At 65.1% G+C, this 23004-nt stretch carries 21 protein-coding genes and 1 riboswitch; of the genes, 12 read left to right on the forward strand and 9 right to left on the reverse strand.

From position 1 onward, the window contains the following. The first annotated feature begins 196 nt into the window (after positions 1-196). Positions 197-1462: a glutamate-5-semialdehyde dehydrogenase gene (locus VMR39_RS23920; protein ID WP_325419905.1), complete on the forward strand. Its 1266-nt coding sequence runs from the start codon at positions 197-199 to the stop codon at positions 1460-1462. Between the two features lie 93 nt (positions 1463-1555). On the opposite strand, the gene kdsA is transcribed toward VMR39_RS23920, so the two are convergent. Together kdsA and VMR39_RS23930 are read right to left on the reverse strand one after the other, a co-directional pair. Beyond that, the gene (kdsA, locus tag VMR39_RS23925; protein WP_325419907.1) at positions 1556-2383 is read right to left on the reverse strand and encodes a 3-deoxy-8-phosphooctulonate synthase; all 828 of its coding nucleotides are present in this window, start codon (positions 2381-2383) and stop codon (positions 1556-1558) included. 5 nt (positions 2384-2388) lie between these two features. Next, positions 2389-2682 carry a hypothetical protein gene (locus VMR39_RS23930; protein ID WP_325419909.1) on the reverse strand — a complete coding sequence of 98 codons (294 nt, stop codon included), beginning with the start codon at positions 2680-2682 and terminating at the stop codon, positions 2389-2391. Positions 2683-2704: 22 nt separating this feature from the next. On the opposite strand from VMR39_RS23930, the gene VMR39_RS23935 reads away from it, so the two are divergent. Continuing rightward, the gene (locus VMR39_RS23935; protein WP_325420029.1) at positions 2705-3838 is read left to right on the forward strand and encodes a hypothetical protein; all 1134 of its coding nucleotides are present in this window, start codon (positions 2705-2707) and stop codon (positions 3836-3838) included. Further along, positions 3835-5205, forward strand: coding sequence for a cytochrome P450 (locus VMR39_RS23940; RefSeq protein WP_325419911.1), 1371 nt, complete (start codon positions 3835-3837; stop codon positions 5203-5205). Before VMR39_RS23935 ends, VMR39_RS23940 begins: the two co-directional genes overlap by 4 nt. A gap of 155 nt (positions 5206-5360) precedes the next feature. Here the strand turns inward: VMR39_RS23940 and VMR39_RS23945 are convergent, their stop codons facing one another. The 7 genes from VMR39_RS23945 to VMR39_RS23975 form a co-directional block, all read right to left on the reverse strand. After that, entirely contained in the window at positions 5361-6434 is a 1074-nt protein-coding gene (locus VMR39_RS23945) for a class I SAM-dependent methyltransferase (RefSeq protein ID WP_325419913.1), read from the reverse strand. Positions 6435-6797: 363 nt separating this feature from the next. After that, the gene (locus VMR39_RS23950) at positions 6798-6971 is read right to left on the reverse strand and encodes a hypothetical protein (RefSeq protein ID WP_325419915.1); all 174 of its coding nucleotides are present in this window, start codon (positions 6969-6971) and stop codon (positions 6798-6800) included. Further along, on the reverse strand, positions 6968-7861 hold the full coding sequence (locus VMR39_RS23955; protein WP_325419917.1) for a transglutaminase family protein: 894 nt from the start codon (positions 7859-7861) through the stop codon (positions 6968-6970). Before VMR39_RS23955 ends, VMR39_RS23950 begins: the two co-directional genes overlap by 4 nt. Further along, positions 7858-10236, reverse strand: coding sequence for a circularly permuted type 2 ATP-grasp protein (locus tag VMR39_RS23960; RefSeq protein WP_414712589.1), 2379 nt, complete (start codon positions 10234-10236; stop codon positions 7858-7860). The genes VMR39_RS23955 and VMR39_RS23960 overlap by 4 nt, the downstream gene beginning before the upstream one ends. A 97-nt stretch (positions 10237-10333) precedes the next feature. Next, on the reverse strand, positions 10334-13708 hold the full coding sequence (locus VMR39_RS23965) for a transglutaminase family protein (RefSeq protein WP_325420031.1): 3375 nt from the start codon (positions 13706-13708) through the stop codon (positions 10334-10336). Positions 13709-13856: 148 nt separating this feature from the next. Continuing rightward, complete coding sequence (locus VMR39_RS23970) at positions 13857-15965, reverse strand: prolyl oligopeptidase family serine peptidase (RefSeq protein WP_325419921.1); 2109 nt, start codon at positions 15963-15965, stop codon at positions 13857-13859. Positions 15966-15973: 8 nt separating this feature from the next. Continuing rightward, complete coding sequence (locus VMR39_RS23975; protein WP_414712590.1) at positions 15974-16258, reverse strand: hypothetical protein; 285 nt, start codon at positions 16256-16258, stop codon at positions 15974-15976. Between the two features lie 236 nt (positions 16259-16494). On the opposite strand from VMR39_RS23975, the gene VMR39_RS23980 reads away from it, so the two are divergent. The 9 genes from VMR39_RS23980 (at position 16495) to VMR39_RS24020 (ending at position 22991) form a co-directional block, all read left to right on the forward strand. Further along, positions 16495-17076, forward strand: coding sequence for a hypothetical protein (locus tag VMR39_RS23980; RefSeq protein ID WP_325419923.1), 582 nt, complete (start codon positions 16495-16497; stop codon positions 17074-17076). 94 nt (positions 17077-17170) lie between these two features. Beyond that, entirely contained in the window at positions 17171-18775 is a 1605-nt protein-coding gene (locus VMR39_RS23985; RefSeq protein WP_325419925.1) for a DUF4261 domain-containing protein, read from the forward strand. 24 nt (positions 18776-18799) lie between these two features. Beyond that, a riboswitch (TPP riboswitch) is annotated at positions 18800-18909 on the forward strand. Positions 18910-18960: 51 nt separating this feature from the next. Further along, a complete protein-coding gene (locus tag VMR39_RS23990) occupies positions 18961-19368 on the forward strand; it encodes a DUF2065 family protein (protein WP_325419927.1) in 408 nt (135 codons plus the stop codon). A 152-nt stretch (positions 19369-19520) separates the two neighbouring features. Further along, complete coding sequence (gene thiC, locus VMR39_RS23995) at positions 19521-21362, forward strand: phosphomethylpyrimidine synthase ThiC (RefSeq protein ID WP_325420035.1); 1842 nt, start codon at positions 19521-19523, stop codon at positions 21360-21362. Positions 21363-21456: 94 nt separating this feature from the next. Then, entirely contained in the window at positions 21457-21690 is a 234-nt protein-coding gene (locus VMR39_RS24000) for a DUF4160 domain-containing protein (protein WP_325419929.1), read from the forward strand. Then, positions 21674-21943 (forward strand): DUF2442 domain-containing protein, encoded by a 270-nt coding sequence (locus VMR39_RS24005; protein ID WP_325419931.1) that lies wholly within the window; start codon positions 21674-21676, stop codon positions 21941-21943. The genes VMR39_RS24000 and VMR39_RS24005 overlap by 17 nt, the downstream gene beginning before the upstream one ends. A gap of 71 nt (positions 21944-22014) precedes the next feature. Continuing rightward, entirely contained in the window at positions 22015-22242 is a 228-nt protein-coding gene (locus VMR39_RS24010) for an AbrB/MazE/SpoVT family DNA-binding domain-containing protein (RefSeq protein ID WP_325419933.1), read from the forward strand. Then, positions 22242-22637 carry a type II toxin-antitoxin system death-on-curing family toxin gene (locus VMR39_RS24015; protein WP_325419935.1) on the forward strand — a complete coding sequence of 132 codons (396 nt, stop codon included), beginning with the start codon at positions 22242-22244 and terminating at the stop codon, positions 22635-22637. The genes VMR39_RS24010 and VMR39_RS24015 overlap by 1 nt, the downstream gene beginning before the upstream one ends. A 57-nt stretch (positions 22638-22694) precedes the next feature. After that, entirely contained in the window at positions 22695-22991 is a 297-nt protein-coding gene (locus tag VMR39_RS24020) for a LysR family transcriptional regulator (RefSeq protein ID WP_325419937.1), read from the forward strand. Positions 22992-23004: the final 13 nt, after the last annotated feature.

The raw sequence follows: 23004 nt of genomic DNA on the forward strand, positions 1-23004 counted from the left end.
TACCCTACCCCGACTGGGGTATGTGCGGCGCGGCGCTTTCGTCTACCGATGGATATGGCAGCATCGCCTGCCAGCTGGCGGCCGGATCATATGCGACCCATGGTTCGGCCGTCGGCACAAAGGGCGTTTGTCTGCGCCCTTTGGCTTCCCCCGCTTTCATGCTAAGCCGCCGCCCGATTGGATGGCGAGACCTTTGATGAACGACCTGACCCAGACTCCCGAAATGCTGATCGCGATGCTTGGCGCGCGTGCCCGTCGCGCCTCCGCGCTGATCGCGCAGGCCAGCGACGCGCAAAAGGCTGACGCCCTGCGCCGTGCCGCGCAGGCGCTCCGGGATCAGGCACCGGCGATCATCGCCGCCAATGCCCGCGACATGGAAAATGCCGCTGCGAACGGTCTGTCGCCCGCCATGCTCGACCGGCTGAAGCTGGACGAGGACCGGATCGCGGGCGCCGCCGCCGGCGTGGAGCAGGTCGCCAGCCTCGCCAATCCGCTGGGCAGCGTCATCGACAAGCAGGTCCGGCCCAACGGGCTGGAACTGTCGCGCGTGCGCGTGCCGCTCGGCGTCATCGGCATCATCTATGAAAGCCGCCCCAACGTGACCGCCGACGCGGCGGCTCTCTGCCTGCGCGCCGGCAATGCCGTGATCCTGCGCGGCGGCAGCGAGGCGAAGGAAAGCAACCGCGCTATCCACGCCGCCATGGTGGAGGGCATCGTCGCCGCCGGCCTGCCCGCCGAAGTGGTGCAGCTCGTCCCCACCACCGATCGCGCGGCCGTGGGCGCGCTGCTCAAGGCGTCCGAGTTCGTCGACCTGATCGTCCCGCGCGGCGGCAAGAGCCTGGTCGCACGCGTGCAGGAAGAAGCGCGCGTCCCCGTGCTCGCCCATCTCGACGGCATCAACCACAGCTATGTCGACGGCGCGGCCGATCCCGCCATGGCGCAGAGTCTGGTGGTCAATGCCAAGATGCGCCGCACCGGCATCTGCGGATCGACCGAGACGGTCCTGATCGATCGCGCCTATCCGGAGGCGCCCGCGCTGGTGCAGGCGCTGCTCGACGCCCAATGCGAAGTGCGCGGCGACGAAGCGGTGCAGGCGATGAACAACCGCGTGAAGCCGGCTTCCGACGAGGATTGGGACACCGAATATCTCGACGCCATCGTCTCGGCCCGTCTGGTCGGTGGCGTGGACGACGCGATTGCCCATATCGCTGCCCATGCCAGCCACCACACCGACGCGATCATCACCGAGGACGCGGCCAGGGCCGAACATTTCCTCAATGCCGTCGACAGCGCGATCGTGATGTGGAACGCCTCCACCCAATTCGCCGATGGTGGCGAATTCGGGCTGGGCGCGGAAATCGGCATCTCCACCGGCCGCCTCCACGCCCGTGGCCCGGTGGCTCTGGAAGGGTTGACGACCTATAAATGGATCGTGCGCGGCACAGGGCAGGCGCGACCGTAATCACAGACGGGGCTCCTGCGAAAGCAGGAGCCCAGAGTCGAACGATATGCCCTGCATCCTGGGCTCCTGCTTTCGCAGGAGCGCGTTATCTGATCAGTTCTTCACCACCTGATCGATCGCGCGCAGCGTTTTGAGCATCGGCGCGACCCATTGCAGCGGCAGCATCACCGGACCATCGGACGGCGCATTGTCGGGATCGTCATGGGCTTCGGCAAAGATCGCCGCGACCCCGGCCGCGACCGCGCTGCGCGCCAGCACCGGCGCGAATTCGCGCTGGCCGCCCGACGCGGTGCCAAGCCCGCCGGGCTGCTGCACCGAATGGGTCGCATCGAACACCACCGGATAGCCGGTCTGCGCCATCGTCGGCAGCGCCCGCATGTCGCTGACCAGGGTGTTGTAGCCGAAACTTGCGCCACGCTCGGTCAGCAGGATGCGCTCGTTTCCAGTCGACGCGACCTTCTGCGCCACCGCCGCCATGTCCCAGGGGGCGAGAAACTGGCCCTTCTTGACGTTGATGACCGCGCCGGTCCTGCCCGCCGCGACCAGCAGGTCGGTCTGGCGGCAGAGAAAGGCAGGAATCTGGAGGATATCCACGGCCTGCGCCGCCGCTTCCACCTGCTCCGGTCCATGAATGTCAGTCAGCACCGGGCAGCCCAATGTCGCTTTCACCTCAGCCAGGATCGCCAGCCCCGCATCGATGCCAACGCCGCGCTTGCCCGACACCGACGTGCGGTTCGCCTTGTCGAAACTGCTCTTGAAGATGAAGGGCACGCCAGCGCTCGATGCGGCCTTCGCCAGCGCGTCGGCCATGAACAGCGCATGGTTGCGGCTCTCGATCTGGCAGGGGCCGGAAATCAGGACGAAGGGCAGGTCGTTCCCGATCGTGACCGGGCCGACCTCTACATGCTTGGCGTCTGTCATGCCGCTCACTTGGGCGCTTTGGCGAAGCGGCGCAACAATTGTCCGCGCCACAGTCCCTTGCCGGGGTGATAATTCCAGCAGAACCAGCCGAACGCCAGGCAGGCAAGCAACGACGGCAGCGCCATCGGATCGCCATTGGCCCTCATATGGCGGTAGAAGGCCATGTCCGCGCGCCACCGGTCGCGCTCGCTGCCGCCGCCGTTGATGCCGTACATATTATCATGTTTGCGGCAGCCGACATTGCGGTTGTATTTGCGGTGGTCAATGAAATAGCAGTAATCGCGTTCGGGCGTGCTCATGCGCGTGATTAGGGCGGCGGTGTTGGAAAAGTTCAAGCGCAAAGTCTTCTATCTTGGCGGTTTCGACCCACGCGGCGTTCGTTTCTACCATCAGCTCTACCGCGAGCAGGCGGCGCGCCATGGGGCGCTGACCGGGCAACCCCTGACCGTGGGCGGCCGGCAGGCGGGCGCGGCAGGCCCGGCCGTATCCGCGCGCTGGACTGTGGATAACGCCGAGGCCGGGGTCGAAACCGACTATGAATATCTCCGCTGGGAGGATCTGGTCGGCAAGGTCTGGATCCGCAATCCGCTCAGCCTCGCCCTGCGCGCGGCCCGCGCCTATGCGGGGCACGCCCTGAAGATGGATTTCCTGCGCATGCGCCGCCTGCGCAAGGGGCCGGTCATCACCATCCTCTATCCGCCGCTGCTCGCGATGCTGATCCCGCTGCTGCTCGCGCTGGTGCCCGCGCTGCTCCTGTCGCTGCTGCTGCCTTTCTGGGCGGGAGCGGTCATCGGCATCGCGATCAGCGCGCTGCTGTCGGGGCGCATCCTCGCCAAGCTGGTCGTACCCTGGCTGCTGCGGTTCATGACCTATCATGGCTCCTTGGCGGCGGAGGGGCCGGGCGATGCGCTGGATGAACGGCTCGACCAGTTCGCCGCCCGCATCGCGCAGGAACTGGACGGCGACTGGGACGAGGTGCAACTCGTCACCCACAGCGCCGGCACGATCCTTGGCATGCGCCTGATGCGCCGCCTCATCGCCCTGCGCGGCGGAAGCCTGCCCGACCATTTCGTGATGCTGGGGCTGGGGCAGGTGGTGCCGGTTATCGGCCTGCGCCGCGACGCGGCCTGGTATCATGACGATCTGCGCGCACTCGCCGACAAGGCTTTCCGCTATGTCGATATCAGCTCGCCACCCGATGGCGCGGCCTATTACAACGTCAATCCGTTCGGGCTTGTCGCGGATTACCATGCCGCCCGCGTCGACATGCTGTCGCCGCGCTTCCACCTCTTCTACTTGGCCGAAAATTATCATGGCGGCTGGTCGAACAAATATGAGGCGCATTTCGACTATCTGCGCGTGGGCGACCGCCTGTCCCCGCTCGACTTCATCAGCCTGACCGCAGGCCGCCGCACCGTGGACGACGCCGTCGCCGCCTTCAGGACGATCCCGTGACCGATCTTTTCACGCCACCCTATCCTCAGCCGCCCAGAACGAAGCGCGGCCTGCTCAAGCGGTTCCTCAGCGGCTGGCACAGCTGGATCCATGTGCTGTTCGACAAGAGCTACACGATGAAGATGGGCGAGATCCGCCTGCCCAGCCGCACCATGTACATCGCCAACGAACTCAGCCTCGTGGACCAGATATTGCGCGGCGGCACCGCTTATCCCAAGCATAGCGAACTGGTCCGCAACCTCGATCCGCTGATCGGCAATTCGGTCTTTTCCGCCAATGGCGAGGATTGGGAAAGCCAGCGCGCGATGGTGAACCCGGCCTTCGCCCATACCGCGCTCGGCCGCTCCATGCCGCTGATGGTTGCGGCCGCCGACGATCTGCTCGCCCGCCTCGACGCGGCCGACCGGGGCAAGCCCGTCGATATCGACCCGATGATGACCCATGTCGCGGCCGACATCATCTTCCGCACCCTGTTCAGCCAGACGCTGGATGCGGAACGCTCAAACATCATCCACACCGCCTTCGGCAAGTTCCAGCGGCTGGCCCACAGCGCGTCGATGCTGCGCCTCTACGGCCTGCCCGCCGGCTGGTTCGAAAAGCGGTCGAAGACACCCGCGCGCGCCATCCACGACGTCTTCCGCCCGATCGTGGAGGCCCGCTACGAAGCCTTCCACGCACGCGGCGAAACGCAGCAGCGCGACATCCTCCAGTCGCTGATCGAGGTGAAGCATCCGCAAACCGGCATCCATTTCACCTGCGAACAGGTGATGGAGCAGGTGTCGACCATCTTCCTCGCCGGGCATGAAACGTCCGCCAGCACCATGACCTGGGCGCTCTACATGCTCGCCGAATGCGCCCATATCCAGGACCGCGTCCGCGCCGAAGTGGCGGGCATCGCGGGCGAAGAAGCGCTCACCGGCGCGATGCTCAAGGACATGGGCCAGGTCCGCAACATCTTCAGGGAAACGCTGCGCCTCTATCCGCCCGTCTCCTTCTTCCCGCGCGAAGTTACCTGCCCGATGCCGATGCGCGACAAGCAGTTGGAGGCCGGCGCGATGCTGGTCGTCGCCCCCTGGCTGACCCAGCGCAACAAGGACAACTGGGCCTGCCCCCATGCCTTCGACCCAGACCGGTTCGACGATCCGGCCAATGCCGACATGGCGAAACAGGCATGGTTCCCCTTCGGGCGCGGCCCGCGCGTCTGCGTCGGCGCGGGCTTCGCCCAGCAGGAGGTGATGACGGTGATTGCGTCGGTCATCCGCCGCTACCGCCTGACCGTCCCCGCCGGCTTCAAGCCCGAACCCATCAGCCGCCTCACCATCCGCCCAAGGACGGGGATGCCGTTGATGTTCGAGCGGGTGGGGTGACAATAAGCGGCCATATTCCCACCCCGTTCGTTTTTGGTTGAATGTACCTTGCCCTATGAGGCGGACGGTCGATCGCGCGAATAACTCAGGCCTTCAAAGAGCCTCGCCTGATCGCCGTCGCCAGACGGGACATCAACCAGTCACTCAGACTATAGTTACATCTTTTTCGTAATGATCAATCCGATCGACGTCGTCAGTTGGCCTGCCAACAGCAGTTTTAGATGCGGCTCGCTATAGGGAGGCAGGTCGATATGCTCATCGACGGGCAGCGCGCCCGGCCATGTATTGAGCGGCTCGACGCTATGTCCCTCTTCGATCAGTTCATGCATGACCTGCTCGATGTCGCGTTTGAGGAAAACGGCCAAGCCAGGAACATCAAGCGTATCTGTGTCTGATCCCAGATTGAATTCGGTCGTCTGGACAGAAACGCCGCCCGGCTTCAACGTCGCAAGGCTGTTGTGCAGAAAATCAAGGCCCATTCGGATAGATCCCAGATGTTCGAAGCAACAGGCCGACCAGCAAAAGTCGAAATCCTTCAGATCGGTGGGAATGTTGTTCATATCGGCGGGGCGAAACTGAACCCGATCGAAAAACACCTCCCGATCAACGATCGCTGGACGCCAGAGACTGTCCAGCCCGTTTGACCATTGTGCCGATTTTTCCCAAGCTGCGCTGAAATCCAGATCTGCGGGCGCATCGGTCGCAGTCACCTGCACACCAGCCTGGGCAAACACCGATGGCAAAGGTTCCTGTCCGGTGCCAAAGCCTAGCCCGCGGCGTCCTGGTGCCAGCATCCCGCGTGCTTCCAAAGCGGAAACAATGTAGACGAATTCCCATATTTTCCTGTGAACGACCGCCGGGTCGAGTTCCAGGCGAGTGCATATGTCCTTGTAATGCTGGGTCTGCATCTGTTCGGACGTGCATAGCTGTGTCACAGGATTTTCAATGGACGGCTCGGCGAACTGCCACGGGACATTCTCATGAGCGGGCCGACGCAGCAGAAACGGGGGAATAGTGTAGCCATCGCCCTTCTGGATGCGGCCATCGCCCCATTGCGCGCCATTGGCTGTCTGGAATAGCTTTTTTGCTTCATCCGTTTGCAGAAATGTTGTGCGCAGTTCCTCGAGCGAATTGTACCCGTTGCTATGGAGATCGACCAACGTTTCATCGGGTTGTTGATCCAGTAACAATTGCATCGCCCAAGCAGTCGCTTCGCGGGAAACAGGCATGGAAATTCCTTCAATGGCGTACGCGATGGACAATTATCCACGTCTGGCCAAAAATCAATGAATGACGGGATGAAGCGGTTCACACTTGCTGACGGCCGCTTACCTCCCCGCACACGCGCCTTTTTACCACCCCGGTTCGACCGAGCCGGACAGGCACGAATGAATATCCTTGCGGCTCCCATCCCGGATTAGGGACCGGTAAGCGTGAAGCGCAGTCTACTTTTCGCATACCCAAGATAACGGGCAATGCGTTCGCACGGCGTCGCCGATCTTATGTTTCGGTTTCCTGGGCGCGGAATGGGGCGACACCAGCGTCTCGCCTGCATTCAGTGAGTTTGGCGCCAGACTGCCAGCTCCCTCCGCTTATCCCGCCGCCGGCACCTCCACCTGCACCTGCGTCGGAATCGGCGCGGCCATGATCGCGATCCCCGCCGCGATGCCCAGCGCCCCCCAGACCCAGCGCTTCGCTCGCAAATCCATGACGCCGCGCGCCAGGCAGTAAAGGCCCGCAAGGACCAGGATGACGGCGGCGATCATGCGACTTCCTTTTCTTCTTCCCGCGCGACATCGACCATCACCGACAGGCTCTGGCCAGCGCCGCCGACGAACAGCCCGTCCATCGGCGCGACGTCGGCATAGTCGCGCCCCATCGCCACGAACAGATGCCCGTCGCCGGTGATGCAGCCATTGGTGGGGTCAAAGCCGATCCACCCCCGCGTCGGCCCGCACCACAGCATCACCCAGGCGTGCATCGCGTCGGCCCCCACCAGCCGGGGCATCCCCGGCGGCGGCAACGTGCGCAGATAGCCGCTGACATAGGCGGCGGGTAGCCCCGCCAGCCGCAGCGCGACCACCATCACATGGGCGAAATCCTGACAGACCCCATGCCGCGCGGCAAAGGCGTCGGCCACCGGCGTCCCCGCATCGGTGACGCCCGGCTGATAAGCGAACTCGGCCTTTATCCGCAGCGCCAGTTCCAGCGCGGTGCCGACGATCTGGCGGCCGGGGGCCAGCGCCGCGCCGACCCAATCGCCGATCGCCGCCAGCATCGGCGTGCGCGCCGAAGCATAGAGATAATGGGCGGGCGCGGCCGGTCCCATCTCCCGATCCACAAGCGCCGCCTGCGCCACTGCGCCGATCGTCGGATCATCGTGCTGCGGCTCGATCGCGCCGCCCTGCACCCCCATGCGGAACCGGGTTTCGATGGCGAGTTGCCGGATCGGGCTTTCGATCACCAGCCGCGCGACATGGACGGGCCAGCCGCCGGGGCGCGATTCGATGATGGTCGGCTTCGGCTCCACTTCCAGCGCATAATCGGATGTCCATTGCCCCGGCCAGGGCGCGGGCTTCAGCCGCAGGTTGAAGCGCGCCAGCCGCACCGGCGCGGCATAGTGGATCAGGGTGCGATGCCGGACATGGTAGATCATGACAGGATATCCGCATCGTGCGTCTTGTGGACCTGAAGGAAATAACGCTGCCCGATCGCGTCGGACAGGGCGAACAGCCGGCTTTCCGCCTCGCTGATCTCCGCCATGGTCATCATATCGCCCGTCAGCGGCGCCAGCCGCGCCACCAGTGCATCGGCCAGCCGCCGCGGCTCCTCCGGCATCCCGTCCGCGCGTAGCGTCGGCAGCGCCGCGACATGCTCGGCCATGCGCATTGCCTGATAGACGATGGCGCGCGGATTGATCGGCTCCAGCGCCAGCAGGTCACGCACCGGCGGCAGCGCCGGTCCGGCCAGATAGCGGGTGCGATAGCTGATCTGGCTGTCCATCAGGTCCAGCAGCACGGTCAAGTCGTCGTCCGACGCACCGTCCCCGCCGAACAGGCTGATCAGGCGACAGCCATTCACCGCCCGCTCCATCCGCCGCCCCATGTCATGGAAGCGCCAGCCGTCACCGCGCCCCATATTCTCGGCCGCGAGGCCCGCCAGTGCCGAAATCCGCTCGATCATGCGCGACGATGCGTCGAGCAGCGTTTCCGTCACCGCCCCGTCGAAGGCCGGCAGGGGCAGGCGCACCAGCCGCCAGAAATCGCTCGCCAGCCGGTCGCGCAGGCCTTCGCCGATATTGGCGACCACGCGCATCAGCGCCCGAACGCTGCCCGGTTGCCGAGCATCGCCCAGCGCCGTGGCGCACAGCGGGCCGACCGCCGCGCCGACTGATCCGGAGTTGGCTGGCACCGCGCCCCATGCGGCAAGCTGCCCGACCAGTCGCGCCACGGTGGGGCTGGCGAGCGATGGGCCAAGGTCCGCCTCGATCGACCCGCCGGCAATGGCGCGGATCAGCCGCAGCGTCATTTCCGCCCGCTCGATATAGCGGCCCAGCCAGAAGAGATTGTCCGCCGCCTTGGCCGGCAGCATCCCGCCGATCCGCCGGATCGCCGGCGCCCCGCCGCCCAGCAGGCTGTCGGGCGGCACCGGGCTGCTGTCGATCACGCACATGTCCGCCGACATGTCGCCCCTGCCCATCAGCGCCGCGCGAATATCGCCATGCCCTGCCAGCCGCGCAAAGGCGCCCGGCATCACCCGCCACTGGCCCGCCCCGTCGCGCGCCACGAAGATGCGCAGGGTGAAGGGCAGGGGGGTCAGTTTCCCGTCGATCACCGCCGGCGTGGTGGACAGCTTCACCAGTTCCTGACCGACATAGTCCATCGGCCGCCGCGCCATGGCCTCCTTCAACGCCGCGCGCCGCGCGGCATCGAGCGACGCGCCCGGCGTGAAATGCGCGTCCGACAGGCCCGCCACATCCTGATCGAAGGCTGAGCCGACGACGAGATTGTCCATCTGCGCCTCGACATGCGCGCGCTCGCGCGGCTGGCCGCACCACCATGTCGCGATATTGGGCAGGATCAGCTCCGACCCCAGCACCGCCCGCGCCAGTTGCGGCAGGAAGGCGGCGAAGGCGCGCGATTCGATCACTCCTGCACCCGGCCAGTTACTGACCATCACCCCGCCCCGCGCGCAGGCGTCGTACAGGTCGGGCACGCCGATGCGCGACTTGCTGTCGAATGCCAGCGGATCGAGGAAGCGGCTGTCCATCCAGCGCCACAGCCCATCGACCCGCTTCAGCCCCTGGATCGTCCGCACAAACAATCGCCCGTCCGACACGATCAGGTCGTCGCCCTCGACCAGCATCAGGCCCAGATAGCGCGCCAGATGCGCCTGTTCTGCATAGCTCTGGTTGAACCGGCCCGGCGTCAGCAGCCCGATGCGCGGATCGGACCGGGCGCAATCGGCCGCCAGCCCCCGGCGCAGGTCGGCGAAGAAGGGTGCCAGCCGCCGCGTATTCATTGCGCCCAGCAGGTCGCCGGTCGCGCGCGACAATGCCAGCCGGTTCTCCAGCGCATAGCCGACGCCCACGGGGGTCCGCACCCGATCCGCCAGCACGCGCCATTCGCCGCCCGGACCGCGCCCGATGTCGGCGGCGTAGAAATGCAGGAAATGGCCGTGCGGCGGCTGCGTGCCCGTCACCACCCGCCAATAATGGGGACTGCCGGTGACGATGCTGGCGGGCAGCTTGCCTTCCCGTACCAGCGACTGGGTGGAATAGATGTCGGCGACCACCCGCTCCAGCAATTGCGCGCGCTGGGTCAGCCCCGCCTCGATATGGCTCCATTCCCTGGCGTCGATCAGCAGCGGCACCGGACCCAGCGGCCAGGCGCGCTCCTGCTCGTCGCCGGTCAGGCGGAAGGCGAGGCCCAGATCCGCCGCCTGCCGTCCGACATGATCGGCCAGTGTCGCGGGATCGCCCTTGGCCTGCGCCGACAGCCGCTCTAGCATCGTCCGCCAGCGTGCCGCCATATCGGGCGATGCGCCCGCGAACAGGTCGCCGGTCGGTGCGGTCGCCAGATAGGCGTCCGCCCAGTCTAGTCTGGTTTCGGTATCCACCCGAACATCCTTACCCGACCGGATGCTGGAACCGCAAATCGAGCGTCATCGGAAATTCGCCCGGCAGTTCGGCGGGCGGCATGTCGACCGATCCCGGCGTATGGCCATGATCTTGAAAGCGCGCCTTGCGCCGCGATTCCGCTTCATAGCCGTTGATCGGCAGCGTGTCGTAATTGCGCCCGCCCGGATGCGCGACATGATAGACGCATCCGCCCAGCGACCGCCCGCTCCAGCTATCCAATATGTCGAAGGTCAGCGGCGCATTGACCGGCAGATTGGGGTGCAGGCAATTGGCCGGCGCCCACGCCTTGTAGCGCACGCCGCCTACGCCTTCACCCGGCACGGCTGTCGCCGTCATCGGCACGCGGCGACCGTTGCAGGTGACGACATGCCGTCCCGCGATCAGGCCCGTGGCGCGCAGCTGCAACCGCTCGGTCGAACTGTCGACATAGCGCACCGTGCCGCCGATCGCGCCCGTCTCGCCCAGCACGTTCCACGGCTCCAGCGCATGGGTGAGCTCCAGCCCCACGCCGCCCGCATCCACCTGCCCATGGACAGGGAAACGGAACTGGCGCTGCGCCTCGAACCAATTGGGATCGAAGTCGTAACCCGCCCCTTTCAGGTCGCCCAGCACTTCCAGGAAATCGGCCCAGACGAAGTGCGGCAGCATGAAGCGATCATGCAGCGCCGTGCCCCAGCGCACCAGCCCGCCCTGCTGCGGCTGGCGCCAGAACCACGCCGTGAGCGCCCGGATCAGCAATTGCTGCGCCAGGCTCATGCGCGCCTCGGGCGGCATTTCAAACCCGCGAAACTCCAGCAGGCCCAGCCGTCCGGTGGGGCCATCGGGCGAGAACATCTTGTCGATGCAGATTTCGGTGCGATGGGTATTGCCCGTCACGTCGACCAGCAGGTTGCGGAACAGCCGGTCGACCAGCCAGGGCGGCGGCAATCTGTACACACCCTCGGCCGTCGGGTCGGGTACCTGCGCCAGCGCGATCTCCAGTTCATAGAGCCCGTCATGCCGTGCCTCGTCGATGCGCGGCGCCTGGCTCGTCGGCCCGATGACGAGGCCGGAGAAAAGGTAGGACAGCGAAGGATGGCGCTGCCAGTAGAGGACGAAGCTCTTCAGCAGGTCGGGCCGCCGGATGAAGGGCGAATCCTCCAGGCTCGGCCCGCCCAGCACGATATGATTGCCCCCGCCGGTGCCGACCGATCGCCCGTCGACCATGAACTTGTCGGCGGTCAGATCGCATTCGCGCGCCAGCGCATAGAGGCGCTCGGTGATCCGCACCGTCTCGTCCCAGTTGGCGGCGGGCTGGACATTGACCTCGATCACGCCGGGATCGGGCGTAACCTTCAACACATTGAGGCGCGGATCGGTCGGCGGGGCATAGCCCTCGATCCGCACCGGGATACGCGTCGTGTCCGCCACCGCCTCGACCTGTGCGATCAGTTCCAGATAATCTTCCAGCGTTTGCACCGGCGGCAGGAAGATCGACAGATAATGGCCGTGCGGCTCGACCGTGATCGCGGTGCGCACCGCCCCCTCGATCATCACCTGCTCGACCCGCTCCTGCGGCGCCGCGCCGCCCTCGACCGCACCGACGCGCTGCACCGGTTGGGGTATGGCTTGGGCCTGCACCTCCTCGCGCGTCGCCGCCTCGCTCACCTGCGCGCGATAATCGCCCAGCGGCCCGCGTGGTTCGCTGGTGTCGCGCGGGTGGATATAGGGATAGGCGGATTCCGGCACATGCGGCAGCGATCCCAGCGGCAGGCGATATCCCAGCGCCGAATCCCCCGGCACCGCGAACAGCTTGCCCCGGCGCAATTGCCAGATCTCGCTCTGCCAGCGCGGCGTGGCGACCTGACTCTGCCAGCGCTGCACCGGCAGCACATAGCCAACCGGCTGGTCGAGGCCACGCTCGAAAGCCCGCACCATCCGCGCCCGCGCTTCGGGGTCGCTGATTTCCGGCGTTTCGGGCGATGTGTTGACCGGCAGTTCGGCTTCCTTGACCGCCCACACCGCCGGGTCTTCATAGACGGCATGGATATGGTCGGCGGAAAATCCGATATTGTCCGCCATCGCGCCCAGAAAAGCCTGCGCATCCGCCGCCGTCACCGTCCGCGCGCCGTCGGGCGCCTCGTCATCGGCGATCAGGTCGGCGTCGCGCCACAGCGGCACGCCATCCTGCCGCCAATAGACGGCATAGGCCCAGCGCGGCAGGCTCTCGCCCGGATACCATTTGCCCTGCCCATGATGCAGCAGGCCACCGGGGGCGAACTCCGTGCGCAGCTTGCGGATCAGACGGTCGGCAAAGCCCGCCTTGGTCGGTCCCACCGCATCGCCATTCCACTCGCCCGCATCGCCGCCATCCTCCGCGACGAAGGTCGGCTCGCCCCCGGTGGTCAGGCGCACATCCTGATTGTCCAGATCGGCATCCACTTTCGCGCCCAGCGCCATCACCGCATCCCAGCGCGCATCGGTGAAGGGCTTGGTGATCCGCACCGCCTCGGCAATGCGCGACACGCCCATCGCGAAATGGAAATCGACCTCGGCCGGCTCGGCCATGCCGCTGATCGGCGCGGCGGAGCGATAATGGGGCGTCGCGCAGAGCGGGATATGCCCTTCGCCCGCGAACATGCCGCTGGTCGCGTCCAGCGCCACCCAGCCCGCACCCGGCACATAGGCTTCGGCCCAGGCATGAAGGTCGACCACATCCTGCGTCACGCCCTTCGGCCCTTCCAGCGGCTCGACGTCGGCGACCAGCTGGATCGAATAGCCCGACACGAAGCGCGCGGCGAAGCCCAGCCGCCTCAGCAACTGCACCAGCAGCCAGGCGGAATCGCGGCACGACCCCGTGCCGATGTCCAGCGTCTCTTCCGGGCTTTGCACGCCCGTTTCCATGCGGATGACATAGCCGACCCGCTGTTGCAGCCGCCGGTTCACCTCGACCAGAAAATCGACGGTGCTGCTTTGATAGCCGTCATATTCGGCGACCAGCGCGTCGAACAGCGGCCCCTGATCCTCCAGATCGAAATAGGCGGCGAGGTCGGTCTTCAACTGCTCGTCATAGGCGAAGGGATAGTCCTCCGCATAGGGCTCCACGAAGAAGTCGAAGGGATTGATGATGTCGAGATCGGCGAGCAGGTCGACCTCGATCGAGAAATGATCGACCGGATCGGGGAAAACCACCCGCGCCAGCCAGTTGCCGTGCGGATCCTGCTGCCAGTTGAGGAAGTGGCCCGATGGCTCGATCTTCAGCGCATAGTTGGGCACCTTGGTCCGGCTGTGCGGCGCGGGACGGAGGCGGATGACCTGCGGGCCGAGCCGGATCGGGCGGCTGTAGCGATAGGCGGTGAGGTGGTGCAGCGCGGCCTTGAGCATATGCCGATCAAACGCCACCCCTTGCTGCAATGCAACAGCCAATCACTTTTGCAGGAAAGTTTCTGGACTTCCGGCCTGAAAATCCCTCCGTTCGGTTCGAGCTTTTCGAGAACAGTTCTCGACAGGCTCGAACCGAACGGGAAAGGCCTTATTCTCCTTCCAGCCGCTGGCTGAAATAGACCATCTGCATCGCCTGCAACCGCGCGCCCTGCTCGATATCGGCGTCGCCCGAATGGCCGCCTGCCGTGTCCTCGTAGAAATGATAGGGCAGGCCATAATCCTTCAGCCGCGCCGCGAACTTGCGCGCGTGCTGCGGCCCGACCCGGTCGTCCTTGGTCGTGGTCCAGATATAGGGCGTCGGATAGGCCACCCCCTTGCGGATGTTCGCATAGGGCGAGATCGTTTCCAGAAACGCCTTTTCCTCCGGCACCGACACGCTGCCATATTCGTCGACCCAGGACGCGCCTGCCGCGATCTGCTCGTAACGGATCATGTCGAGCAACGGCACCTGAATGACGACGCCATTCCACAGGTCGGGATGCTGGTTGAACTCGACCCCCATCAGCAGTCCGCCATTGGAGCCGCCATAAATGCCGAATTTCTTGGGCGACGACAATTTGCGCGTGAAGATATCCTGCGCCACCGCCGCGAAATCGTCATAGATGATCTGGCGTTTGGTCTTCAGCCCCGCCTCATGCCAGGCCGGGCCGAACTCGCCGCCGCCGCGGATATTGGCGAGCACGAAACTGTTGCCCCGCTCCAGCCACAGCTTGCCGGTGATCGCGGCATAGCTGGGCGTCATCGGCACCTCGAAGCCGCCATAGGCGGTCATGATCGTCGGCGTGGACCCGTCCTTCTTCATGTCCTTACGATGGACGATGAAATAGGGAATCCTGGTCCCGTCGGTCGATGTCGCCTCAAACTGCTCGACCACCAGCCCCGCCGCATCGAAGCGCGCCGGCATCGCCTTCACCTGAACCGGCTTCGGGTCGCCCGCATCCATCGCCCAGAGCGTCGTCGGCGCCAGGAAGCCCGCCACCGCCAGATAGGCCTTGTCGTCCTTGTCGGTCGCGCTCGCGATCGAGATGGTGGCATTGTCGGGCAGCGCCACCGGCTTGCTGGTCCAGCCCGCCGTTCCTGGTGTGAGCACCTGCACCCGCCCGCGCACATTGTCGTTGATCGCCAGTATCACATGGCCCTTGGTCGCGGTGACGCCGTCGATCGACTGGCGGGCCGTGGGCGCGAACAGGATTTGCGGCTTCAGCACCGCGCCCGATTGCAGCGCTTTCAGCGGCACGGCGGCGAGCGCGCCCGCAGGCACGGACACGCCGCCGCTCGCCCATATCTCGCTGGTCTGGATCAGCACCTGCCCCTCGACCATGCCCTGCAACTGGCTCCGGGTCGGCAACGGCAGCTTCTTCACGCCGTCGTCTGTCACCAGATAAGTCTCGTTCCCGAAGAAGGTTACGCCGCGATAGAGGAAGGCCGCTCGGTTGCCCGATCCGTCGGCCAGCACCATCGGATAGGTGCCGACCTGATCGCCGGCATCCCCGCGATAGATTTCCTGCGCCGCCGCCAGCGGCGCGCCGCGCTTCAATGCCTTCGCCACGAAGGGATAGCCCGACTTGGTCATGGTGCCCCCATGCTGATCGGCACCCCAGTCCCGCGCGATCAGGAGCGTGTCCTTGTCCAGCCAGTCCACATTCTGCTTGGATGTCGGAATGTCGAACCCGCCCTTCACGAACTGGCCCGTCTCCAGATCGAACTCGCGCAGCGTGACGGCGTCCTCGCCCCCGTCGGACAGGTTGAGCAGCGCCAGCCTCTCCTCTGGATCGAGGATGGTCGCGCCCTTCCACACCCATTTGCGCCCTTCCGCCTTCGACAGCGCATCCAGGTCCAGCACCGTCGTCCAGTGCGGCGCGTCGGTCGCATAATCGGCTTCGCTCGTATGGCGCCAGATGCCCAGCGGATGATCGGCATCGCGCCAGAAATTATAGACGCGGCCATGGATCAGCATCGGCATGGCGATCCGGTCCTTGGCCGATGCGATGGCCAGCGCGTCCCTGTAATAACCCGCATAGCGCGGATCATTCTGGAAGGCAGCGACCGTCGCCTTGTTCTCCGCCTCGACCCACTGCATCGCGCGCGGGCCGGTCCAGTCCTCCAGCCACACGAACGGATCGTCGGCGGCATCGGAGGGCGGGGAGGGCGGCGCACCGGCGCCGGTCAGAAGGGCAGCGGAAACCAAGCTCATCATCCTTTTTTTCACGTCTCTTGCGTTCCCCCGATTTTCAGGCGCCCCCGCCTGTGTCGTCGTCGCAACACCGCCGCGGTGATCAGCAGCGGCAGCGCGGCAAAGCAGGCGACCAGTCCCAACCAGACCGGCGACCATCCCAGCAGGCTGTGGATATCCAGCGCCGACGGCGCGATCAGCAGCAGCGCGCCGATCGCCAGCAGCCACAATCCCCAGCGGCGCGGCCGCACCGCCACCATGCGCATCTCATGCCGCAACGCCTTGCGCCCGGCTTTTGTCGACGGATCGGGCGGCATATGGCGCGAAGGCATGGCGTGAGGCTGGATCTTGTCTTGCACGGGGGAAATATGGCCGGAAATCCGTATATTGCAAGAGTCACCATCTATTGGTGGAATATATCGTCATATGGCGTCGTCATTTAGGGATATTACTGAATATCGTCCCATTTCAAATGCTTCTTTATTATGGCTGGATTGGTAATTGACTATGATATGATCGATGTCATCTTCCTCCTGTCAAAGGAGGAATCGGAATGGTTTTTGATCCCGCGACATTTTTCGATGATTTGCGCCATGGTTTACTTGGGCCGACCCTCAGTCAGGAGGAGGTGGACGGGTGCAACGCCATTTTGACCGCGATGATCGACACGCCGCTGGCCTATTGCGCCTATGCTCTGGCGACGGCCTATCATGAAACCAATGCGACGATGCAGCCGGTCAGGGAAGCCTATTGGCTGTCGGAGGCATGGCGGAAGAAGAATCTGCGCTACTGGCCCTGGTATGGCCGCGGCTATGTCCAGCTGACCTGGGAAGAAAATTACGAGCGTGCCGACCTGAAGCTGGGTCTGGACGGGGCGCTGGTGGCCGACCCGGAATTGGCGCTGGCGCCGGCGGTCGCGGCCGACATCATGCGGCAGGGCATGGACGAAGGCTGGTTCGCCGGTGACAACAGGGGCCGCCATACGCTGGCCCGGCATCTGCCTGAAGGTCGCCCCGCGACCGAAGGGGAGTTCAGGAGCGCCCGCCGGATCATCAACGGCACCGACAGGGATCTGCTGGTCGCGCGCCATGCGCTCCAGTTCCAGAAGGCGCTTGGCCGGGGCGGCTGGTCATGATTTCGCGCGTTCCGTCGCGCCGGCCCATAACCCGATCTTAAACTCCATCCCGCTACGCTACCTGCCTCCTCGGTTATCCAGGCAGGCGCGTCCCGTGGCGATCATCGTCTTCACCCAGCCCGTTCCCTTTCCCATCGCGCCGCTGCGGCAGGTGCTGAGCGCGCAACTGCCGCTCTATAAATGGCAGATCGGGGAAGCGGACGATGGCGGGGCCAAGACCATGGCCGAATGGAGCGACCATCAACTGATCGCTGGTCGCACCGACGCCACCATCCTCTTCTGCGAACTGTTCGCGCGCCCGGAACCGGTCGCCGGCGACGCGCCGGTACATAGCTGGCATCTGGAAGTCCGCCGCCCGACGACGGACAATGATGCGATCGCCCACCGCGTTCTGCTGCTGATCGCCTCGGTGGTGATGGTGCCGGACGACGCCGCGCTCTGCCAGTTGCTCCCCGGCGGCGGCTGGCTCTCCCGCGAGGAGACGCTGCGCGCTGCCAAAGCGTTGTTCGCAGGCGAAACGCTGGAAAAGATCGCCCATTTTGGTCGCCCAGCCAGCACCTTTGCCGCCAATAACTTCGCCGGCAGCCGCGCGGCCCAGCCCGCCACGTCCGCGCCGCGCGGGGAGGGACGCTATTCCAACCTCAGCCAGGAACAGGCGCTGCGCCTTGGCGACATGGACGAAACCATGGCCCGCATCCTGCACGAAAAGGGCATGGGGGAGATTGCCGACGGCATGGGCCTCACCAAACCGCCCGCCTTCGCCCATGAACTGCCGCAATCCGATCGCTTGCCGACCATGGTGCTGCTGGCGCGCGAGCCATTGATCCTCGACTGGGGGCAGGTGGGCGAGGGGCTGCGCGCGATCGATCCGGCGGGCGACTGGCGGGTCGGCCAGACCGGGATCAGCCATGGCGCGCTGCACGGGCGGGGCGCGATCATCCGCTTCGACACCGGGCAGGCGCCGCTCCCCGCCTATCTCCTTGCCCAGGCGCAGGCGCGCAGCCATGGCCTGACCGAGGAGGACAGGCGCGCGATCGCCACCCACAGGCTACACCACAGCGTCACCGTCGATCTCGACACCCGCGCCGCCGATTTCATAGCCGTGCGTCAGGTGGCCAAGGTCGCGACCCTGCTGATCGGCCTTGCCGCCAGGCGTCACGGTTGCGTCGGCCTGTTCAACGCCGGGATCGGTACGGTCATGCCGGTCGATCACGTCTACAAGCAGATCGGCATCCTCGGCAGCGACGAAGTGCCGATTCAGCTCTGGACCTGGTGCGCTTTCCATTCGACACAGGCCGACGCCATCTCCATCTCGACCGGCGGGATGCTGCCCTTCGCCGGTTTCGAGGTAGAACTGTGGAACGCCCCCGGCACGCTGGAGCAGGTGGCCGATCGGCTGAACGGCGTGCTGCGCTATCTGCTGATCAACGGCCCGGTCATCGCCCATGGCGATTCGATCGGCGACCATGCCAGCGACCGCTCGACCCGCTGCTTCCTGGGCGACAGCCGTGCCGACCGCGGCGACCGCACCGTGCCGGCCATGCTGCTGGAGTTCGACGCGCCCGAAGTCGCCCGCCCGAAAGCCGACCTGCCACGCCCGGACGCCCCGCCGCCATCATCATCGCCGCCGCCCGCCCGACCCACGCCCACCGGCTTTGGCCGTCGCGCGCCCGGCAGCTTCGGCCGCAAGGGGCTTTAACTCTCCCACCGTATCGTCTATGCCCATCCGACCCCGGGGGACCGTCCGCAGACGGTTGAGAGGCGGCTTGGTGGCCGCGACCCGTTGAACCTGATCCGGTTGACACCGGCGGAGGGAGGGAAGCGCCTGTCAGACCACAGTCCGCGCCCGCTTTCCGCCCGAACAAGAGGAGGAGAGTGACGGCCATGGACACGATTTCCATCCTGACCCTGCGCCTTGCGGAGGCGATGGGCCTCTACATGATCCTCATCGGCATCGGCGGTCTCGCCAGCCCGCCGCGCTGGCGCGCGGTGATGGACGATCTCAACGCCTCGCCCGCGCTGGTCGTGGCGCTGGGCTTCACGGTCTTCGTCGTCGGCGTCACTTTGGTCATGATCCACAGCATCTGGACCGATCCGCTCGCGGTCATCGTCTCCATCATCGGCTATGTCGCCCTGATCGAGGGGGCGCTTCTCCTCGCCGTGCCGGGACCGCTGATCCGCATCGGCCATTGGTCCACCACCTTCATCCGCGCCTGGGCGATCATTGCGCTGCTCCTCGGCCTCTTCCTTTTCCTGGCCGGCCTCACCGGCCGCGCCACTATTTCCGTCTGAAAGGTACCCTCATGGCAGATGTCGATTCCTTGATTGAACGGGCTTCCGCTGGAAGCCCTGGGCCCCGCATCGAAATGCCCGAAGCCGAAGGCTTCACCGGCCGGCAGGCCGCAATGCCCGAAGCCGAAGGCTTCACCGGCCGGCAGGCCGCAATGAACGTCACGACCGGCCCCATCCGGGGCAGCCGCAAGATCCATGTCGGCCCCTTGAAGGTCGCCATGCGCGAGATCGACCTGGAGCCGGGCAGCGGCGAACCGCCCGTCCGCGTCTACGACACCTCCGGTCCTTATACCGACCCCAACGCACAGATCGACATCATGGCGGGCCTCCCCGCGCTGCGCCGCGACTGGATCATCGCGCGCGGCGATGTCGAGGCATATGACGCCCGCGCAATCCAGCCCGAAGATAACGGTCTTAAGGGGCCGGATCGCAGCGGCGGCGTCCAGCCCTTCCCCAATGTCGTGAAGCGCCCGCTCCGCGCGAAGCCGGGCATGAACGTCTCCCAGATGCACTATGCCCGCCGCGGCATCATCACGCCGGAAATGGAATATGTCGCCGAGCGCGAGAATCTGGGCCGCGCCCGCCTCAAGGGCTATATCCGCGACGGCCATGACTGGGGCGCGGAAATTCCCGACTATGTGACGCCCGAATTCGTCCGCGACGAAGTCGCCCGTGGCCGCGCGATCATCCCCAACAATATCAACCACCCGGAATCGGAGCCGATGGCGATCGGCCGCAATTTCCTGGTGAAGATCAACGCCAATATCGGCAACAGCGCCGTCGCGTCCGACGTCGCTTCCGAAGTCGACAAGCTGGTCTGGTCGATCCGCTGGGGCGCCGACACGGTGATGGACCTCAGCACCGGCCGCAACATCCACGACACCCGCGAATGGATCATGCGCAACTCGCCCGTGCCGATCGGCACCGTGCCCATCTATCAGGCGCTGGAAAAGGTCGGCGGCATTGCCGAAGACCTCAATTGGGACATCTTCCGCGACACGCTGATTGAGCAGGCCGAGCAGGGCGTCGACTATTTCACCATCCATGCGGGCGTGCGCCTGCCCTATATCCCGATGACGGCGAAGCGCGTCACCGGCATCGTCTCGCGCGGCGGGTCGATCATGGCGAAATGGTGCCTGGCCCATCACAAGGAATCGTTCCTCTACGAGCATTTCGACGAGATCACCGAGATCATGAAGGCCTATGACATCGCCTATTCATTGGGCGACGGCCTGCGCCCCGGATCGATCGCCGACGCCAATGACGAGGCACAGTTCGCCGAACTCTACACGCTGGGCGAACTCACGAAGCGCGCCTGGGAACAGGATGTGCAGGTGATGATCGAGGGGCCGGGCCACGTCCCCATGCACAAGATCAAGCAGAATATGGACAAGCAGCTTGAGGCGTGCGGCGAAGCCCCCTTCTACACGCTTGGGCCGCTCACGACCGATATCGCGCCGGGGTACGACCATATCACGTCGGGCATCGGCGCGGCGATGATCGGCTGGTACGGCACGGCGATGCTCTGCTACGTCACGCCCAAGGAGCATCTCGGCCTGCCCGACCGCGACGATGTGAAGGTTGGCGTCGTCACCTACAAGCTCGCCGCCCACGCTGCCGACCTAGCCAAGGGCCACCCTGCCGCCAAGGTCCGCGACGACGCGCTGTCCCGCGCCCGCTTCGAATTTCGTTGGCGCGACCAGTTCAACCTGTCGCTCGACCCCGACACGGCGGAAAAATATCACGACCAGACCTTGCCCGCAGAGGGTGCGAAAAGCGCGCATTTCTGCTCCATGTGCGGCCCCAAATTCTGTTCGATGAAGATTACCCAGGAAGTGCGCGACTTCGCGGCAAAGCAGAACCAGCCCGCCGACGCCTTCATCGCGGCGACCACCGAGGAAGAAGCGGAAAAAGGCATGGCGCAGATGAGCGCCCTCTATCATGAAACCGGCCGCGAGCTGTATATGGGCGCTGGCGACAGGGAGCATGATTGAGGCGCTGTCATCCGATAAATTTCTGATCTTTCTCGGATGATCTGACGGCGATGCTTTTATAGATGGTTGGGCATCGGAAGGGAGACTGCGACTGATGCCCACCATCTTCCGCCTCGACGGCTATCGATTCTATTTTTACAGCCATGAACCCAATGAGCCGCCCCATGTTCATGTCGACAAGGGTGGCGTGTCGATGAAGGTTTGGCTCGATCCCGTCTCTCTCGCCAAGAACACCGGCTTTCGCCGGTCGGAGATCAATGGCATAATTGCTATGGTGGCGACCCATCGGGATCGCCTACTGGAGGCGTGGCATGAATATTTCGGCTAGAATCGCTGATGAACGTGTCGCCGATGTGCGCTGCGACAGTGATAGTCTGACCGTAGACCTGATGGATGGCCGGAGCATTTCGGTGCCGCTGGCCTGGTATCCGCGCCTTGCCCAAGCCACCCCTGCCGAGCGTGCCATATGGGAAGTTGCAGGTGGCGGTTATGGCATATATTGGCCGGAAATCGATGAAGATCTGAGCACGGAGGGACTGCTGAGGGGCGCGCCTGCGCCAGCAGCTGGACGCGTTAGTTAGCACCCTCCGAATGCCGAACCTATCGGCTATTCGAGTTGCGGCTTGGTCTTGGACCATGTTATAACCCCTGTATGAACACGCCTCTCAAAATCAAGAAGATCGGCAACAGCGCCGGGGTGATCCTGCCCAAGGAATTGCTGGCGCATCTTCAGGCGGCTGCCGGGGACAGCCTCTCGGTGGTCCTGACGCCGCGCGGGATCGAACTGTCCGCCGCCGAACCGGATTTCGACGCCCAGATGGCCGCCGCCCGCGAAGTGATGGCGCGGCGCAAGCGGGCGCTGCGCGAACTCGCCAAATAATGGCGCGGGAAAGCTGGGGCTGGATCACGCCCGCCGTGGCCGAAGCCGTCCATGCCGAACAGATTGCCGAACATGGCGGCGGTGGCGATGCGGTGCGGGATCGCGGCCTGTTCGAAAGCGCCATGGCGCGGCCGCAACAGATCGCCCACTATGGCGAACCCGATGCCGCAGCGTTGGCCGCCGTTTATGCCTATGGCCTCGCGCGCAACCATCCCTTTGTAGACGGCAACAAACGGATTGCAGCGGTGATCAGCGAAACCTTCCTGATGCTCAACGGCTATTGCCTGGTGGCGACCGACGCCGAACTGGTGGTCGCTTTCCTCGAACTTGCCGCCGGCACGCTGTCGGAAGACGAACTGGCCGACTGGTTCCGCCAGCATCTCGCTCAGGGCTGAGCAGGCGGCGACACAGAGACCTTTCCTATTTGGATTTCCTCTGATCTATCCTGTCGGATGGAACAGCCTTCCCCCCATCCGTCCGCTCATGCCACGCCCACGCGCCGCGCCCGCTGGACGCCGGCATTGCAGGCGCGCTTTCTCGCCATGCTGCTTCAGACCGGCAGCGTCCGCCACGCCGCGCGCGAGGTAGGCATGTCGCCGTCAAGCGCGCATCGTCTGCGCCATCGTCTCACGGGCACGCAATTCGACCGCGATTGGGATGAAGCGCTGATGCTGCATGGCCAGTTGATGGCCTGCCCGCTCGCCTTCGATCATGGCGCCCAAGTCGCTCCGACGATGATAGTGCGGTGAGGGCATGCAGCAT

It is taken from the genome of Sphingobium sp., assembly GCF_035511395.1.
Classification (GTDB): Bacteria; Pseudomonadota; Alphaproteobacteria; order Sphingomonadales; family Sphingomonadaceae; genus Sphingobium.

What these genes read in the sequence shown, in the direction of transcription:
- VMR39_RS23920 (WP_325419905.1), top strand. Translation starts at nt 197, where the DNA reads ATGAACGACCTGACCCAGACTCCCGAAATGCTGATCGCGATGCTTGGC.
- kdsA (WP_325419907.1), bottom strand. Translation starts at nt 2,383, where the DNA reads ATGACAGACGCCAAGCATGTAGAGGTCGGCCCGGTCACGATCGGGAAC.
- VMR39_RS23930 (WP_325419909.1), bottom strand. Translation starts at nt 2,682, where the DNA reads ATGAGCACGCCCGAACGCGATTACTGCTATTTCATTGACCACCGCAAA.
- VMR39_RS23945 (WP_325419913.1), bottom strand. Translation starts at nt 6,434, where the DNA reads ATGCCTGTTTCCCGCGAAGCGACTGCTTGGGCGATGCAATTGTTACTG.
- VMR39_RS23950 (WP_325419915.1), bottom strand. Translation starts at nt 6,971, where the DNA reads ATGATCGCCGCCGTCATCCTGGTCCTTGCGGGCCTTTACTGCCTGGCG.
- VMR39_RS23955 (WP_325419917.1), bottom strand. Translation starts at nt 7,861, where the DNA reads ATGATCTACCATGTCCGGCATCGCACCCTGATCCACTATGCCGCGCCG.
- VMR39_RS23960 (WP_414712589.1), bottom strand. Translation starts at nt 10,236, where the DNA reads ATGGCGGCACGCTGGCGGACGATGCTAGAGCGGCTGTCGGCGCAGGCC.
- VMR39_RS23965 (WP_325420031.1), bottom strand. Translation starts at nt 13,708, where the DNA reads ATGCTCAAGGCCGCGCTGCACCACCTCACCGCCTATCGCTACAGCCGC.
- VMR39_RS23970 (WP_325419921.1), bottom strand. Translation starts at nt 15,965, where the DNA reads ATGATGAGCTTGGTTTCCGCTGCCCTTCTGACCGGCGCCGGTGCGCCG.
- VMR39_RS23975 (WP_414712590.1), bottom strand. Translation starts at nt 16,258, where the DNA reads ATGCCGCCCGATCCGTCGACAAAAGCCGGGCGCAAGGCGTTGCGGCAT.
- VMR39_RS23980 (WP_325419923.1), top strand. Translation starts at nt 16,495, where the DNA reads ATGGTTTTTGATCCCGCGACATTTTTCGATGATTTGCGCCATGGTTTA.
- VMR39_RS23990 (WP_325419927.1), top strand. Translation starts at nt 18,961, where the DNA reads ATGGACACGATTTCCATCCTGACCCTGCGCCTTGCGGAGGCGATGGGC.
- thiC (WP_325420035.1), top strand. Translation starts at nt 19,521, where the DNA reads ATGAACGTCACGACCGGCCCCATCCGGGGCAGCCGCAAGATCCATGTC.
- VMR39_RS24000 (WP_325419929.1), top strand. Translation starts at nt 21,457, where the DNA reads ATGCCCACCATCTTCCGCCTCGACGGCTATCGATTCTATTTTTACAGC.
- VMR39_RS24005 (WP_325419931.1), top strand. Translation starts at nt 21,674, where the DNA reads ATGAATATTTCGGCTAGAATCGCTGATGAACGTGTCGCCGATGTGCGC.
- VMR39_RS24010 (WP_325419933.1), top strand. Translation starts at nt 22,015, where the DNA reads ATGAACACGCCTCTCAAAATCAAGAAGATCGGCAACAGCGCCGGGGTG.
- VMR39_RS24015 (WP_325419935.1), top strand. Translation starts at nt 22,242, where the DNA reads ATGGCGCGGGAAAGCTGGGGCTGGATCACGCCCGCCGTGGCCGAAGCC.
- VMR39_RS24020 (WP_325419937.1), top strand. Translation starts at nt 22,695, where the DNA reads ATGGAACAGCCTTCCCCCCATCCGTCCGCTCATGCCACGCCCACGCGC.